General features: G+C 61.6%; 14 protein-coding genes and 1 pseudogene. 4 read left to right on the forward strand and 11 right to left on the reverse strand.

What is annotated here, in order from left to right:
- Positions 1-33: 33 nt before the first annotated feature.
- Entirely contained in the window at positions 34-627 is a 594-nt protein-coding gene (locus tag HU764_RS08025) for a protein-tyrosine phosphatase family protein (protein ID WP_186703302.1), read from the forward strand.
- 249 nt (positions 628-876) lie between these two features.
- Here the strand turns inward: HU764_RS08025 and HU764_RS08030 are convergent.
- The 6 genes and pseudogenes from HU764_RS08030 to HU764_RS08055 all read right to left on the reverse strand — a co-directional run.
- Positions 877-1,733 (reverse strand): annotated as a pseudogene (locus HU764_RS08030) (IS630 family transposase); the annotation flags it as partial.
- A complete protein-coding gene (locus tag HU764_RS08035; protein ID WP_186703301.1) occupies positions 1,724-2,524 on the reverse strand; it encodes an HpcH/HpaI aldolase family protein in 801 nt (266 codons plus the stop codon). The gene HU764_RS08035 and the pseudogene HU764_RS08030, both read right to left, overlap by 10 nt.
- A 25-nt stretch (positions 2,525-2,549) precedes the next feature.
- Positions 2,550-3,353 (reverse strand): carbon-nitrogen hydrolase family protein, encoded by an 804-nt coding sequence (locus tag HU764_RS08040; protein ID WP_186703300.1) that lies wholly within the window; start codon positions 3,351-3,353, stop codon positions 2,550-2,552.
- Between the two features lie 50 nt (positions 3,354-3,403).
- The gene (locus tag HU764_RS08045; protein ID WP_085273087.1) at positions 3,404-4,399 is read right to left on the reverse strand and encodes a TRAP transporter substrate-binding protein; all 996 of its coding nucleotides are present in this window, start codon (positions 4,397-4,399) and stop codon (positions 3,404-3,406) included.
- Positions 4,400-4,426: 27 nt separating this feature from the next.
- Positions 4,427-5,710, reverse strand: a complete 1,284-nt coding sequence (locus tag HU764_RS08050) for a TRAP transporter large permease subunit (RefSeq protein ID WP_027596105.1) — start codon at positions 5,708-5,710, stop codon at positions 4,427-4,429.
- Positions 5,710-6,228 carry a TRAP transporter small permease gene (locus HU764_RS08055; RefSeq protein WP_027596106.1) on the reverse strand — a complete coding sequence of 173 codons (519 nt, stop codon included), beginning with the start codon at positions 6,226-6,228 and terminating at the stop codon, positions 5,710-5,712. The genes HU764_RS08050 and HU764_RS08055 overlap by 1 nt, the downstream gene beginning before the upstream one ends.
- Positions 6,229-6,569: 341 nt before the next feature.
- On the opposite strand from HU764_RS08055, the gene HU764_RS08060 reads away from it, so the two are divergent.
- A complete protein-coding gene (locus HU764_RS08060; protein ID WP_186681123.1) occupies positions 6,570-7,139 on the forward strand; it encodes an SPOR domain-containing protein in 570 nt (189 codons plus the stop codon).
- Positions 7,140-7,316: 177 nt separating this feature from the next.
- The gene (locus HU764_RS08065) at positions 7,317-7,742 is read left to right on the forward strand and encodes a GTP pyrophosphokinase (RefSeq protein WP_027596108.1); all 426 of its coding nucleotides are present in this window, start codon (positions 7,317-7,319) and stop codon (positions 7,740-7,742) included.
- A gap of 3 nt (positions 7,743-7,745) precedes the next feature.
- Here HU764_RS08065 and HU764_RS08070 read toward each other — a convergent pair whose 3' ends face one another.
- Entirely contained in the window at positions 7,746-8,438 is a 693-nt protein-coding gene (locus HU764_RS08070) for an endonuclease (protein WP_099454663.1), read from the reverse strand.
- 6 nt (positions 8,439-8,444) lie between these two features.
- Positions 8,445-8,687 carry a DUF1654 domain-containing protein gene (locus HU764_RS08075; protein WP_186703299.1) on the reverse strand — a complete coding sequence of 81 codons (243 nt, stop codon included), beginning with the start codon at positions 8,685-8,687 and terminating at the stop codon, positions 8,445-8,447.
- Positions 8,688-8,906: 219 nt separating this feature from the next.
- Here HU764_RS08075 and HU764_RS08080 point away from each other — a divergent pair, with 219 nt between their 5' ends.
- A complete protein-coding gene (locus tag HU764_RS08080) occupies positions 8,907-11,030 on the forward strand; it encodes a TonB-dependent receptor family protein (protein WP_186703298.1) in 2,124 nt (707 codons plus the stop codon).
- Between the two features lie 118 nt (positions 11,031-11,148).
- Here HU764_RS08080 and HU764_RS08085 read toward each other — a convergent pair whose 3' ends face one another.
- The 3 genes from HU764_RS08085 to HU764_RS08095 form a co-directional block, all read right to left on the reverse strand.
- The gene (locus HU764_RS08085) at positions 11,149-11,904 is read right to left on the reverse strand and encodes an SDR family NAD(P)-dependent oxidoreductase (RefSeq protein WP_186680041.1); all 756 of its coding nucleotides are present in this window, start codon (positions 11,902-11,904) and stop codon (positions 11,149-11,151) included.
- A gap of 117 nt (positions 11,905-12,021) precedes the next feature.
- Positions 12,022-12,783 carry a GntR family transcriptional regulator gene (locus tag HU764_RS08090; protein ID WP_238348802.1) on the reverse strand — a complete coding sequence of 254 codons (762 nt, stop codon included), beginning with the start codon at positions 12,781-12,783 and terminating at the stop codon, positions 12,022-12,024.
- A gap of 54 nt (positions 12,784-12,837) precedes the next feature.
- Positions 12,838-13,863, reverse strand: coding sequence for a proline racemase family protein (locus HU764_RS08095; RefSeq protein ID WP_099454659.1), 1,026 nt, complete (start codon positions 13,861-13,863; stop codon positions 12,838-12,840).
- Positions 13,864-13,868 lie beyond the last annotated feature (5 nt).

Consider the following 13,868-nt stretch of genomic DNA (forward strand, 5'->3'; position numbering starts at 1 on the left):
GAAATCCAAACAACCATTAATTGCGAGATCGATATGAAAGTCAAAGTGCATGAATTGCCCGGTTGGCAAGCGGAGCTAAAAGTCACGCCTCAGGGCGACACAACCCCCACTTTCTTCCAGAACTGGGTGGAAAATGATACGCCCATCTATCGGGCATCACAGCCCAACTACCCTGGCGATGATTCAGTGCAAATATTTACACGCAACATCATAAAATGGCTAAAACGTGAAAAGAAGGTCGACGTTGTCGTTAGCCTCAATCATTGCCCCCTCGCAGCAGACAGTGCAAGGTGGTTCGTTAGCGAAGACATTGATTTTATACATGTCGTTACACCTGACTTTACAGTACCGAATAAATATGACGTTCATGACGCCTGCAAGAAAGTATATAAAGCCGCGCAAAATAATCGCAAGTGCTTAATTTATTGCGGCTATGGTCAGGGGCGAACGGGCACCATGGTAACCGCTTGCGAAATATACACTGCGATCAAGAAAGGTGAGTCATGGAAGACGGAGGAACTAATTAAAGCATCGACTGCAGAAGAAGACAACCAAGAGGCCATGCTCAGAATGCTAGCTCAACTCATTACCCCTAAAGAACCGGACACACAACCTTCTCAATCATGATGTTAGTATGGTGCACGACAAGCCCTTGGTAATGACTGCGCTTTTTGGCCTAGGTTTTGTACGAGAAGTATGGTCATCCATCTTTGTGGGAGCGGGCTTGCCCCACGATCTGCCGCAACGCGGCGGCAAAGCCTGAACTCGCGGTGTTGATATCGGGTACAGGAGCGCTTCGCACTCCATCGCGGGCCAAGCCCACAAAACTTTTCGTATAGAGCCTTAGTGTGGTGTTTCAGAGGTAACGCTGAAAAATCACTTGCCCAGCGCTCGTGCTGCACGAGCGACTGAGTCGAGAATATCTTCTGTCTTCTTATGCCTCCGAAACGGCTTCGGGTTTTGGTTGTAGGTTCCCAGGTAGTGCTCGATCGACGCCTCAAGATCCTTGACGCTGATAAGCGCCTGCCGTTTAATCCACTCTCGCTTAGCGTTGAGAAAAACCGTTCAACCAAATTCAGCCATGACGCCGAAGTCGGCGTGAAGTGAATGGTGTAGCGCGGCCTCGCCGCAAGCCATGCTCTGACCTTTTCGGATTTGTGTGTTGCGTAGTTATCCATGATCAGGTGAATCGGCATTTCAGCAGAGACTGATGCGACGATTTCCCTCAGGAACGCGAGGAATTCGGTGCTTCGATGCTGGCGCTTCAACCGACCGATGACTTCACCGGTTGCCACATCCAGGGCGGCGAATAATGAGGTCGTTCCATGCCGCTTGTAATCATGCGTGCGGGTTGCGGGATTGCCTGGTGACAGCAGCAATCCAGGCTGCCTCCGGTTCAACGCTCGGATCTGACTCTTCTCATCGACGCACAGCACAAGCGCTCTCTCGGGTGGGTTTACGTACAACCCAACGATGTCGTGAACCTTGTCGACAAACAGCGGAGCAGTAGAGAGTTTGAAGGTTTTTTCCAGGTGCGGCTTGATCCCAAACGCATGCCTGATGCGCATGATGCTGGCAGGTGATAGACCCGCCTCACGGCTCATGCGTCACGTACTCCAGTGACTGGAATCGTCGGGCTTACCCTGCAATACCTGTTTTACTACTTGCTGGACTAACTCATCCGAAGGGCCGGCCGGGCGCTCGCACCCTGGCCGGCCGGCATTTAAGCCAATGCGTGTTTTACGGCCGCTATCTGTTGCCCGGCCTGGTTCAGCCAGGACAGGTCACTGCCCATCAACAGCATGTCGCTGCCCATTTCGATCAAGCGTTGCGCCGTGGCCTGGTCTGCGGGGAAGCACGGCACCATCACCTGGATCGAGCGGGCGTGGCATTTCTCGATCAGCAACTGCAAACGTTGCAGCACTTCCGGGTTGCCGAGGCGATAGTCGACCGGCAATTGTCGCGACAGGGAGTAGTCGGCAGGGCCGAAATGCACGGCGTCGATCCCCTCCACATCGAGTATTTCATCGATGTTGTCAAAGAACTCGTAGCTCTCGGCCATCGGCACGATCACGCTGCGGGTGTTCTCTGCCTGGGTATACGTGGCCCAGTCGAAGCCAGGCCCGGCGTAGCCTGCCGAGCGCACCGAGCTGTCACCGCCGCGGCGCCCCAGCGGGGGGAACTTGCTGTAGCGGATGATCTCGCGCATCTGCGCCGCTGTGTGCACCTGCGGCACGATCACGCCAGCCGCGCCCATTTCCAGCGCCTTGCGAATGTCCCACTCCAGCGTGCCACGCACCCGCACCAGGCCGGGGATGGCGGCGCTGTTGGCGGCCAGCAAAAGTTTTTCCATCTGGCTGTCGACACCCAGCGCAGTGTGCTCGGCGTCGATGAAGACAAAGTCCAGCCCCCAGTTGCCGGCCACTTCGATGGCCATGCAGGCTGTGCTGTAGATGTTCATGCCAAAGGTGGTGCCGCGTGCCATGCGGGCCTTCAGCGATGCGTGTGGGGTGTTTGGGTTCATGCTTGAGGTCTGCCTTTGGCGGGTATCAGATGCGGTAGGTTTCGGGCAGCCGGTCGCGGAACGGGTGCACTTCGAACACGCCAGGGTCGCGGATCAGCGATTTGTTGCGGGCCTTGGCCGGGTCGATCTCGACGCTGTACACACCGTCTTCGAGCCCTGCGCGTACCAAGGTCTTGCCGGAGGGTTCGATGATGTGGCTGGTGCCGATGAACTGCATGCCTTCATCCATGTCGTTGCGGTTGGGGGCGACGAAATAGACCATGTTCTCTGCCGCGCGGACGGTGCTGAAAATGTCCGGCAGCATGCGCGCCTGCTCGGGCCAGGCGGCGGGCAGCACGACAATGTCGGCGCCTTCGAGCGCCAGCGTGCGCACTACCTCGGGGAAGCGGATTTCATAGCAGATGGCCAAGCCGATACGGCCGATCTCGGTGTCGAATACCGGCGGTGTCCACTCGCTGGGGCGGTCGGTGAAGCGGTCGCCGATCATGAATGGCAGATGGCGCTTGCGGTGCAGGCCGATGATGCCCTGCGGGCCGATTAGCGCGGCGGTGTTGTAGACCGAGGCCTCATGCCGCTCGTAGAACCCGACCACGATCAGGATGCCGCTCTGTGCCGATACCTGCAGCAATGGCGCTAAGGCGTCGAGGGTGATGGCGCCGCGTTCGAGGTCTTCGCGGCTGTCGAAGGCGCCACCGGTGATCAGGCATTCTGCGAAGGCGATCAGGCGTGAACCTTCGGCGGCGGTCTGGCGTGCCAGTTCGGCGACTTTTTCAAGGGTGCGCGCCGGGTTGCCGGCCACCGGGTGAATCTGGGCGACGGAGATTTTCATGCTGTTCCTTATTGGCAATAGAGGGCGCCGCGGGGGCGGCGCGGGTAGCGTCACTGCGCCTGGTAGCCCATGGCCTGGTAGACCTTGCTGACCAATTCGGGGTTGATCTGGGCGGCGTACTTGTCGACCACAGGGCGGATCTTGGCCTGAATGCGTGCGAGCTCTTCGGCCGGCAGGTCGTTGACCTGCATGCCATCGCTGCGCAGGTCGGCGATGGCCTTGATGTCGGCCTCGCGGGAGATGCGGCGCTGCTCCAGGCGCACTTCCTGGGCGACCTCGGTGAGCAGTTGCTGCTCGTCGCGGTTGAGGGTGTCCCAGAAGGTTTTGCTGATTAGCACGATCTGCGGGTTGTAGTTGTGCCGGGTCAGGCTCAGGTACTTCTGCACCTCGTTGAAGCGCGAGGCGAGGATCAGCGCCGCCGGGTTTTCCTGGCCATCCACGGTGCCGGTTTCCAGCGCCGTGTGCACCTCGGTGAAGGGCAGCGGGGTGGGGTTGGCGCCCAACGCCGCCCACACGTCGAGGAACAGGGGCGATTGCTGGGCGCGGATCTTCAGGCCCGCGATGTCTTCAAGGTTTTGCACCGGGCGCACGTTGTTGGTCAGGTTGCGCACGCCCAGCTCCCAGAACGCCAGGCCTACCAGGTTTTTCTCCGGCAGCTGGTCGGTGAGCATCTTGCCCACTTCGCCATCGAGCATGGCATCCACCTTGGCGGTGTCGGTGTACAGGAACGGGAAATCGAGGATGCCGAAGTCGGTGACGTGGTTGATCATCAGCCCGGCGTTCCAGGTCATCATTTCCACTACGCCACCTTGTAGCGACGACAGCACCTGCACGTCGCCACCCAGCACGCCATTGGGGAAGGTGCGCACCTTGATCTTGCCATCGCTGCGTTCTTGCACTTTCTTGGCGAACAGCTCCATGCCGATGGCCGGTGGCGTGCCCTTGGGGCTGGTGGCGGCGAATTTGATCACGCGCGCGTTGTAGTCGGCGGCCATGCTCAGGCTGCTGGAAAGCAACAGGGCGGCGATGACGGCGAGCTTCTTCATGCTGTGTACCTTTTATTGTTGTGGGGATCAGTGGCCAAACCACTGGGCAGGGACGGTGACCAGTTCGGGGAAGATGACCAGCAGGAACAGCACGATGACTTCGGCGATCAGGAACGGGAACGTGCCCTTGAGCAGCGCTTCGTAGCGCATCCTGCCGATGCCACAGACCACGTTGAGCACCGTGCCCACGGGCGGGGTGATCAGGCCGATCGAGCAATTGATCATGAACAGCACGCCGAAGTAGATCGGGTCGATGTTCGCCGCGGTCACCACCGGTACCAGGATGGGAGCGAGCAGCAGAACGGTCGGGGTCAGGTCCATGACCATCGAGATCACCAGGATCAACAGCATCAGCACCACGATCAGCAGGCGCGGGTTGTCCATCACCGGCTGGATCAGGTCGATGATCTGCCCGGGGATATCAGCGATGGTGATCATCCAGGCCGGTATCGAGGCGGCGGCGACCAGGAACATCACGGCGGCGGTGGTCTTGCCGGCGCGCAGCAGCAGGTCATTGAGGGACTTGAGGCTCAGTTCGCGGTAGATGCACGACGACACCAGCAGTGCATAGACGCTGGCCACCGCGCCGGCCTCGGTGGGGGTGACCACGCCAAAGCGCAGGCCGACCACGATGATCACCGGCAGCATCAATGCCCAGAAGCTGTCGACCAAAGCCTTGAGGCGCTCTTTGCCGCTGGCCTTCGGGCTCAGTTCGACGTCGGTGTTGCGCCGCGACATCAGCCACCAGGCCACGACCAGGGCGGCGGCGATCATCAGCCCGGGGGCGATGCCGGCCAGGAACAGCTTGGTGATCGACAGGCCGGACGCGACGCCCAGCACGACGAACCCGATACTGGGCGGGATGATTGAGCCAAGCACCGATACCGAGGCGATCAGGCCGCCGGAGCGGTCGCGGTTGTAGCCGGCGAGGACCATCATCGGCAGCAGCAGGGCGGTTAACGAGGCGGCGTCGGCCAGTGCCGAACCGGACAGGCTGGACAGCAGCACGCCGGCGAAGATGGTGACGTAGCCGAGCCCGCCGCGCAGGTGGCCGACCAGGGTGATAGCCAGCTTGATGATGCGCTTGGACAGGCCACCGCTGTTCATGACCTCGCCAGCGATGATGAACAACGGAATGGCCAGCAGGGGGAAGCTGCCTGCCGAATTGATGATGTTCTGCGCGATGATCTGGCCATCGAACAGGCCCAGCAGCCACATCAGGGCCACGCCGCAGAGGATCAGGGCGTAGGCGATGGGGGCGCCGATCAAGATGGCGGCCATCAGCACGCCGACGAAGACTGACAGGGCCATTATTCGACTGCTCCGTGTTCGGCTGCCGAGGGCTCGGCCGGGGTGTGCGCGGGAAGGGTGCCCATCAGGTTTCTGACCAGTTGGGTGAAGATCAGCAACCCGCTGAGGATGCAAAAGACCAGGCCTGCCCCATGGAACAAGGCCATGGAAATGCCGGTGGAGGGGGCGCCGACATGCAGGTTGATCACGGTCTGCTTCCAGCTGCCGTCAAGGAACAGCCAGGTCACGTAGAGCATGAGTAGTTGCGTCAGTGCCAGCAGGCACCTGGCCACACCGGGTGAAACCCGGCGGGTGACGATGTCGACACCGATGTGGCCGTTTTCGTGAAGCATCAGTTGGGCGCCGGCAAACACCAGCCAGACGAATGCCAGGCGGGAGATCTCTTCGCTGAAGAACAGGCCTGAGTTGAAGCCATAGCGCAGCACGACATTGGTGAAAATCAGGCAGGTGATGGCCACAAGGCAGGCAATCACCAGCGTTTTCAGAACCAGAAAGTAACTATCGATCAGTGTTTTCATGGCGCCTCCTGGAGCAGAGCTGCCCAGGGAGCGCCGAAAGCGCTTGGTGCGAGAGCGCGGACAGCAACATCCACCTTTAGGTATAAGCGGGGCATGGGGTCACCTTTTTATTATTGGACATACGTCGTCGTACGACTGCCTGGATTGTTGTCTGAAACGCCCGGTTTCGGCTGCCTCAAGTTTTTTATCAGGGGGATAAGAAATGGCGATCAGTGCCCGGGCCGTGGCTGCGCAGGGGGCGGTGGTCGGCGCATCGCGGTAGCAGGGTGTAACGTATGGTCGCGGTCCTTGCCCGGGGGCGGCATGCTAGAATCCGCCTCTTCGAATCTGGAGGTACACGCGTGCGCAAACTGGCTGTGGTAATGGCAGTGCTCGCCCTGGCGGGCTGTGAGAACGAAGTCGAAGGCGTGCACAAACAGGTGGCCGAGCACCTGCACAACCCCAAGACTGCCAAGTTCGGCAACGTGCGGATCGACACCCATGGCACCATCTGCGGTCAGGTTCGCGGCAAGGACGACGCCGGGCACTACGAAGCCTACCGCAGCTACGTGGCGATCAAGCGTGATGGCCAATACGAGATCATCGTCGACGACAGCGGCAACAACCTGCGTATCCGCGAGCTGTGCGGTGGTGCCGACTTGCAGCGCCGCGCCGAGGCGCTGGCCGGTGAGCCGGCCCCGGAAGGCTGGGATGTCGAAGTGGTGCAGGGGGCGAACATGGGTGCCTTGAGCGACATGACGGCGCGCCTGATCGAGAAGGGTATCCCGTCTTCGGTCGAATACCGCAACGGCAAGCCGGTGGTGTTGATGGGGCCATTCCCGACCAAGGAAGAGGCCGAGGCGCGCAAGGCCGAGGTGATGGCCAAGCTGGGCACCGATTCGGTGGTCATCCAGCATGGTGCCCAGCGCTAACCCCACAACCCACACCGTGTAGGCGCAGCCTTGTGCTGTGAAGAGGCCGGTGCAGCCACCTGAATACAGGGCGTCTGCACCGGCCTCTTCGCAGCACAAGGCTGCGCCTACAAAGGCTGGGCGTATATGCCCGTGCGGGCTATGCTTGCACTGGGAGAGCTGAACGGGGAGGGCCTCATGTCTACACTGGAGCGGGCCATTGCCGTGGCTGCCAGGGCGCATGAAGGGCAATACGACAAGGGTGGGGCGGCCTATATCCTGCACCCGCTACGTGTGATGATGCGGGTTTCCACGCCCGAGCAGCGGATCGTCGCGGTGCTTCATGATGTAATTGAAGACACGCCGATGACCCTGTCCGACTTGGCGCGTGAAGGCTTTGCACTGAAAATTCTTGCCGCGCTGCTGGCGCTGAGCCGGCGTGATGGCGAGTCTTACCAAGACTTCGTCCAGCGCCTTGGTGGTGACCCGTTGGCGCGCACCGTCAAACTGGCCGACCTGGCCGATAACAGCGACCTCTCGCGCATCCCAGTTCCTGGCCCCGCCGACCTGGCGCGGCTGGCCCGTTACCGGGAGGCCAGCGCCTACCTGCAGACACTGGCTTGAGCTTCAGCCGCAGGCCTTGAGGTTCACTGGCCCGACAAACGCATTGCCGTGGCCCATCACGCAGGCCACTTGCTGGTTGCGCTGCAGCTCCCATACCTGCGGGGGGTACGTTTTGCTCCACGCTTCGAACAGCTGCCGGTCCTGCTTCGACAAGCGCAGGTTGTACTGCTTGCTCATGTAGAAGTACGTGCGTGCGATCATGCCGCGGATCGAAGGGCGTGGCATGACCTTCTTGGCCTTGAAGTCGACTTGGGTCAGGCAACTGCCGTACTGGCCATGCTGCTGAGGCAGCCAACCGAAACTGAAGTTGCTGCGGTCGCCATTGACCTCACCGATACTGGGCACCAGATTGTGCAGGTCGGCCTCGGCGCGCTTGTACACCTCATCGTGCTGCGAGCACTGCTTGCGCCCACCGTCCTGCCAACACTGGCGCTGGTGGCCGATCTGCCAGGCCGGCACGATGTGCTCCCATTCGATGCGCGAAGCCCGTTGGGCATTCTTGCGCGGTGTATAGCCGCAAGAGGCCAGGTCAACCTTGTTGCCTTTGTACTTGCAGCCGCAATAAAACTCCGTCGATTGTGGCGCGTACAGCTTCCAGGCGACCTTCTTGGCCTCCTGGAACGTGCGTGGGGCATCGGCGTGGGCAAACGGGGTGGACAACAGCAGGCAGGCTGCAGCGAAAAGCGAAACTCTCATGCGCAGTCAGTCTTCCTTGGGCACGGTCCAAAAAATCTGCACGCCGCCATCGTCGCGATGGGCGAGGGTGACGTTGTCGTTCTCGGCGATCTCTTGGAGCAGGGTCTCCCAGTCATCCGGGGACTCTTGCTCCAGGCGGAAGATCAGCGCTGCACGGCTGCGTTGGGCAGTGGGGCTGTTGATGATCTTCTGGATACGTACGCCCAGTTGTTCATAGCTGCTCGGTGTTGCTGAGGAGGTGCTGGCCACAGGCATTTCCTTGTTTTTGCTGTATGTGCGTACAGTATTTCACCGTAAGTAAATTCGCAACTGCCTGTGAGGCAAAAGAGTGTGTGGCCGAGGTGAAGGATTGGTACCATCTGTGCCATCACCTCTCCGCATTCATTCGCGCGCTCTGTGCCTGGACACAGCAGTGACGCCTTGGGCATGACGCGAAATCGGTCAGGCCCAAGCTTCAGGAAGCTTCACATGTACCCATTGCGTTTGCATCGACCTGCCCCCTTGCGCACAGGCCTGACCCTGTTGCTGACCGGCAGCATCAGCCCGTTGAGCCATGCCAGCACCGAGGCAGTCGATGTCGTGATCACCGACCCGGTGGTGGTCACTGGCGCCTACGCGCCAACCGGCAGTTTCGACCTGCCTTTTTCGATCGATACCGTGGACCTTTCCCACGGGACCGACGGCCAGTTGGGCGTCAATCTTTCAGAAGTGCTGACCAAGGTACCGGGCCTGGTGGTGCAAAACCGGCAGAACTATGCGCAAGACCTGCAAGTGTCATCGCGGGGTTACGGCGCACGTTCGGCCTTTGGTATTCGCGGCCTCAAGCTGCTGAGCGATGGTATCCCTGCCAGCACGCCAGACGGCCAGGGGCAGGCCGCCTCGCTCAACCTGGATGTGGCCGATCGCATCGAAGTGTTGCGCGGCCCCGCAGCGACCCTGTACGGGAGCAACGCCGGCGGCGTTATCCAGATGTTCAGCCGGGACGGGCAGGGGCCTGCAAGGGTAGGGGCCGAAACCACTTTTGGCAGCGACGGTTTCAACAAGAATCACCTGTCGGCCGAGGGCGGCAACGAAACCGCCGGCTTCGTGCTCGATGCATCGCGCATGGACACCGACGGTTACCGTGACCACAGCGCCGCCCGCCGCGACCAGACCTTCGCCAAGGTGCACGTAAGGCCCGACGCTGACTCGCGCCTGGCGCTGATCTACAGCAGCCTCGAACAGAACAACACGCAAGACCCGCTGGGGCAAACCTGGGACGCCTATAAACATGACCCTCGTTCCACCGCGGCGGTGGCGGATATCTACAACACCCGCAAGAGCATCGACCATCAGCAGTTGGGCATGAACTACGAGCGCTATTTCGGCGATGCCACGTTGCAGTTCAACCTCTACGCGGGGCAGCGTAGCGTCGTGCAGTACCTGTCCATTCCGAAGACAGTGGCCTCCAACAGCCAGCGTGGCGGTGGGGTAGTGGACTTCGACCGTGCGTTTCACGGCGGCACCTTGCGCTGGATACAGCCGGTTGTAGCCGCCCCCGGCAACCTCACGGTCACGGTTGGCGCCGACTATGACCAGAGCAAGGACGACCGCCGCGGCTTCCAGAACTTCAGCGGCGACACGCTGGGCGTCAAAGGTGAGCTGCGGCGTGACGAGCAAGACACCGCCACCAGCCTGGACCCCTACATCCAGGCGCATTGGGAACTCGGCAACTGGACCACTGACCTTGGCCTGCGCCACAGCTCGATGCAAATGCGCGTCGATGACCACTACCTGGCCAATGGCGATTCCAGTGGCAAGAAGACGTACCAGCAGAACACGCCATCGCTGTCGGTGATGTATGCGTTTACGCCGGATGTGCGTGGTTACGTGAGTGTCGGCAAGGGTTTCGAGACCCCGACCCAGGCCGAAATGGCCTACGCCCCTGGCCTGGTTGAACGCTTCAACTTCGGGCTCAAGCCTGCCTCCAGCACCCAGTATGAAGTGGGCGTCAAATACCGGCTCGGCGAACGTACCCGGCTCAACGCCGCGGTTTACGAAATCCATACGGATGACGAAATCGTGGTGGCCAGCGCCACCGACGGCCGTACCAGTTACCGAAACGCCGGGAAGACCTTGCGCCGCGGGTTTGAGGCGAGCCTGCACAGCGACCTCAGCGATCAGTGGCAGACGACCGTGGTGTACACCCGCACCGATGCCCGCTACGCCGAAGACTTCGCCCAAGGCACGCAGACCATCGAGGATGGCAACCGCCTGCCGGGCGTGCCGCTTGACAACCTGTTCGGCGAGCTCGTGTGGAAGCCAGCGACGTTTGTCAGCATGGGGGTTGAAGGGCAGTACCGCAGCAAGGTGTATGTGGAGGACAGCAATACCGCAAAACCGGCGCCGGCCTATACCGTCTTCAACTGGCGGACGCGCTTCGAACAGCACGCGGGGCCGTGGACGTTCCACCAGTTGATCCGCCTGGACAACCTGTTTGATCGGCAGTATGTGGGGTCGGTGATCGTGGGTGACGGCAACGCACGCTACTACGAAGCTGCGCCGGGGCGTTCGTGGTATGCGGGCGCCGGGTTGGAGTATCAGTTCCGCTGATAGAGGTAGGAGCAGCCTTGTGCTGCGAAGAGGCCGGTAGTAGCACAGTGATCTTTACTGCTGCTACCGGCCTCTTCGCAGCACAAGGCTGCTCCTAACCTGGGGGTGCATGCTGCAGTCAGGCCACCGCTTGCGCGCCCGTGATCTCGACCAGCGAGCCGCACATGAACGCCGCCTCGTCCGAAGCCAGGAAGGCCACCAGGGCGGCGACCTCTTCCGGTTTGCCGATGCGCCCGAACGGGACCATGCGGTCCAGGTCGGCGATGGTGCGCCCCGACCGCAGCACGCCGGCTTCAAGCATGGGCGTGTGGATCTCGCCGGGGCATACCGCATTGACCCGGATTTTATGCGGCGCATAGTCGCGCGCCAGGTTTTGTGTAAACGACGCCACCGCCGCCTTGGTGACGTTGTAGGCAATATGCCCAGGTGCCGGGTAGAGGCCCCACTGCGAGGCCGTGTTGACGATCGCGCCACCCCCCGCTTCGATCATGCCAGGCAGCACGGCCCGGCACAGGTGGAACATGGCATCCAGGTTGATCGCAAAGCTGCTGTGCCAATCCTCTTCGCTCAAGGCCAGCAGGTTGCCGCGACGGTTGATGCCGGCGTTGTTCACCAGCACATCGATGCGCCCGAACGTTGCTGCGACCTCTTGCACCAAGCCCCGGCAGGCCTCGCCCGACGCGATGTCCGCCGCGATGGCGTGCGCCTTGCCGCCGGCCTGCTCAATGGCCTGCGCCACTGCCTTTGCTGCTTCGAGGTTGACGTCACTGACCACCACCGTTGCGCCTTCGCTGGCCAGCCGGCCAGCAATGGCAGAGCCGATGCCGCCAGCGCCACCGGTCACGATCGCCACGTTGTTCACGAATCTTTGCATTTTCGACTCCTGATTTAATGTATGCAGGTTTGCATGCAGGCTGATAAAGGGTGTGAGTGTGTCAACAGGGCTGAGCGGTCTCAGCCCTGGCGGTGTCAGCGGGTGCTGATAAGGGGGTCAGGCGATGGACATGCGCGCTGTCAGGTTCTGCTGCAGGTAATCCAGGAACCGGCGCTGGAACAGCATCGTATGTTCATGCGCCGCAGCTTCTGCGGCATTGGCATCGCGCGCGGCAATGGCCTCGATCATTTCATCGTGGTCACGGCCAAGGCGGTGGGCGGTGGCCGAACTGACCACGTGGTCGAAGTGCAGGTGCAGCAGGCGCTGGCCTTCACTCAACAGGCGTTCGTAGTAGTTGATGAAGTAGGGGTTGCGCCCGGCCTGCGCGATGGCCATGTGGAAGGCCTTGTTCAGCTCGGACATGGCCTGGAAGTCGCCACTGGTCACGGCCTCCAGATACGCCGCGTCGGCGTTGCGGATGGCGTCCAGGTCTTCTGCGCGATGCTGGGTTGCAGCCAGGCGGGTGACGGCGCGCTGGATCAGGTCCAGGGCCGAGATGTAATTGGGGAACTCCTCGATCTCGAAGGGGGTGACCAAGGTGGTGCGGTTCGGCAGGATGACCACCAGCCCCTCGGTGATGAGCCGTGCCAATGCATCACGCACCGGTGAGCGAGAGAGCCCGAACTGCGCGGCCAGTGAGACTTCGTCCAGTTGCACGCCCGGTTTGAGCTTGAGGGTGAGGATCTGCTTGCGCAGTTCCTCGTATATGTAGCGACCGCTGTGGCGACGTGGCGCGCCTTCGGTTTCGGTGTCTTTGGCCATCATCAGGTCTCGGTTGGGCTCGGTCGTATCATACAGGCCGGTCTTTGTTGTTTTCATCTGCAGTGCGCTGCAGGCCCCTTCGCAGCCGTGCCGGCGAGAGGCCGCTGCGGCTCAGGCAGTCCCCGCGCCCCAGGTATCGCTGAGCATGAACCCGGCCGCCAGCGGGTCATCCGGGTCCACCCCCAACTGCTGCAGCCCGTAAAGCCAGGCGCGCCCGGTTACCCGCGGCAGCACCGCAGGCCGGCCGGCGACCTCGGTATGCCCGAGCAGGGTGACCTGGAACTGCCCGCCGATGGTCGAGCGCGACACCAACTCGTCACCCGTCTGCACCAGGCCGCGTGCCGCCAAGGTGGCCAGGTTGGCCGAGCTGCCGGTGCCGCACGGCGAGCGGTCGACCCGGCCAGGCGGCAGGGTCGTGCAGGTTTGGTAGGTGCGCTCATCAAGGCGATTGCGGAACATCACATACGCCACCTCGTTGACCGACGGCAGCAACGGGTGCTGGATGTTCAGCTGTCGATTGATCACGTCTTTCAACGCCACACCGGCGTCGGCCAACGCCCGGGCATTCTCCGGGTTGATGGACAACCCGGTCTGCTCGACGTCTACCAGCGCGTAGTACACACCCCCAAACGCCACATCGAGCTTGATCGTGCCGAACGCTTCTGTCTCGACGGCCAGGTCCAGGTGCTCGACGAACGCCGGCACCATGTCCAGCGACACGCTCAGGCAGCGCCCGTCCGCGCACTGGGCACGGGCGGTGACCAGGCCGGCCGGGGTGTCGAGCACCACGGTGGTTTCTGGCGTCTGCATCGGCACCATGCCCAGTTCGAGCAGGGCGGTGACCACGCAGATGCAGTTGCTGCCGGACATCGGGTGGGCCTTGTCGGCCTGCAGCACGATGAACCCGGCGTGTGCATCAGGGTGGGTCGGCGGCAGCAGCAGGTTCACCGACATCTGCAGGCAGCCACGCGGCTCCAGCGTCACCAGGCGCCGTAGGCTGTCGTCGACCTCGTTGATGTAGTTCATCTTGTCCAGCATGCTGGCGCCGGGGATGCCCAAAACGCCACCGGTGATGACCTTGCCGATTTCGCCCTCGCAGTGCACTTCGGCCAGTTGCAGGGTCTGTTTCCAACGCATGGCGT

The organism is Pseudomonas kermanshahensis (assembly GCF_014269205.2).
Classification (GTDB): domain Bacteria; phylum Pseudomonadota; class Gammaproteobacteria; order Pseudomonadales; family Pseudomonadaceae; genus Aquipseudomonas; species Aquipseudomonas kermanshahensis.

Bases quoted from the DNA above. Each gene is read 5' to 3' on its own strand.
- HU764_RS08025 (WP_186703302.1), top strand. From the start codon at position 34: ATGAAAGTCAAAGTGCATGAATTGCCCGGTTGGCAAGCGGAGCTAAAA.
- HU764_RS08035 (WP_186703301.1), bottom strand. From the start codon at position 2,524: ATGAACCCAAACACCCCACACGCATCGCTGAAGGCCCGCATGGCACGC.
- HU764_RS08040 (WP_186703300.1), bottom strand. From the start codon at position 3,353: ATGAAAATCTCCGTCGCCCAGATTCACCCGGTGGCCGGCAACCCGGCG.
- HU764_RS08045 (WP_085273087.1), bottom strand. From the start codon at position 4,399: ATGAAGAAGCTCGCCGTCATCGCCGCCCTGTTGCTTTCCAGCAGCCTG.
- HU764_RS08050 (WP_027596105.1), bottom strand. From the start codon at position 5,710: ATGGCCCTGTCAGTCTTCGTCGGCGTGCTGATGGCCGCCATCTTGATC.
- HU764_RS08055 (WP_027596106.1), bottom strand. From the start codon at position 6,228: ATGAAAACACTGATCGATAGTTACTTTCTGGTTCTGAAAACGCTGGTG.
- HU764_RS08065 (WP_027596108.1), top strand. From the start codon at position 7,317: ATGTCTACACTGGAGCGGGCCATTGCCGTGGCTGCCAGGGCGCATGAA.
- HU764_RS08070 (WP_099454663.1), bottom strand. From the start codon at position 8,438: ATGAGAGTTTCGCTTTTCGCTGCAGCCTGCCTGCTGTTGTCCACCCCG.
- HU764_RS08080 (WP_186703298.1), top strand. From the start codon at position 8,907: ATGTACCCATTGCGTTTGCATCGACCTGCCCCCTTGCGCACAGGCCTG.
- HU764_RS08085 (WP_186680041.1), bottom strand. From the start codon at position 11,904: ATGCAAAGATTCGTGAACAACGTGGCGATCGTGACCGGTGGCGCTGGC.
- HU764_RS08090 (WP_238348802.1), bottom strand. From the start codon at position 12,783: ATGAAAACAACAAAGACCGGCCTGTATGATACGACCGAGCCCAACCGA.
- HU764_RS08095 (WP_099454659.1), bottom strand. From the start codon at position 13,863: ATGCGTTGGAAACAGACCCTGCAACTGGCCGAAGTGCACTGCGAGGGC.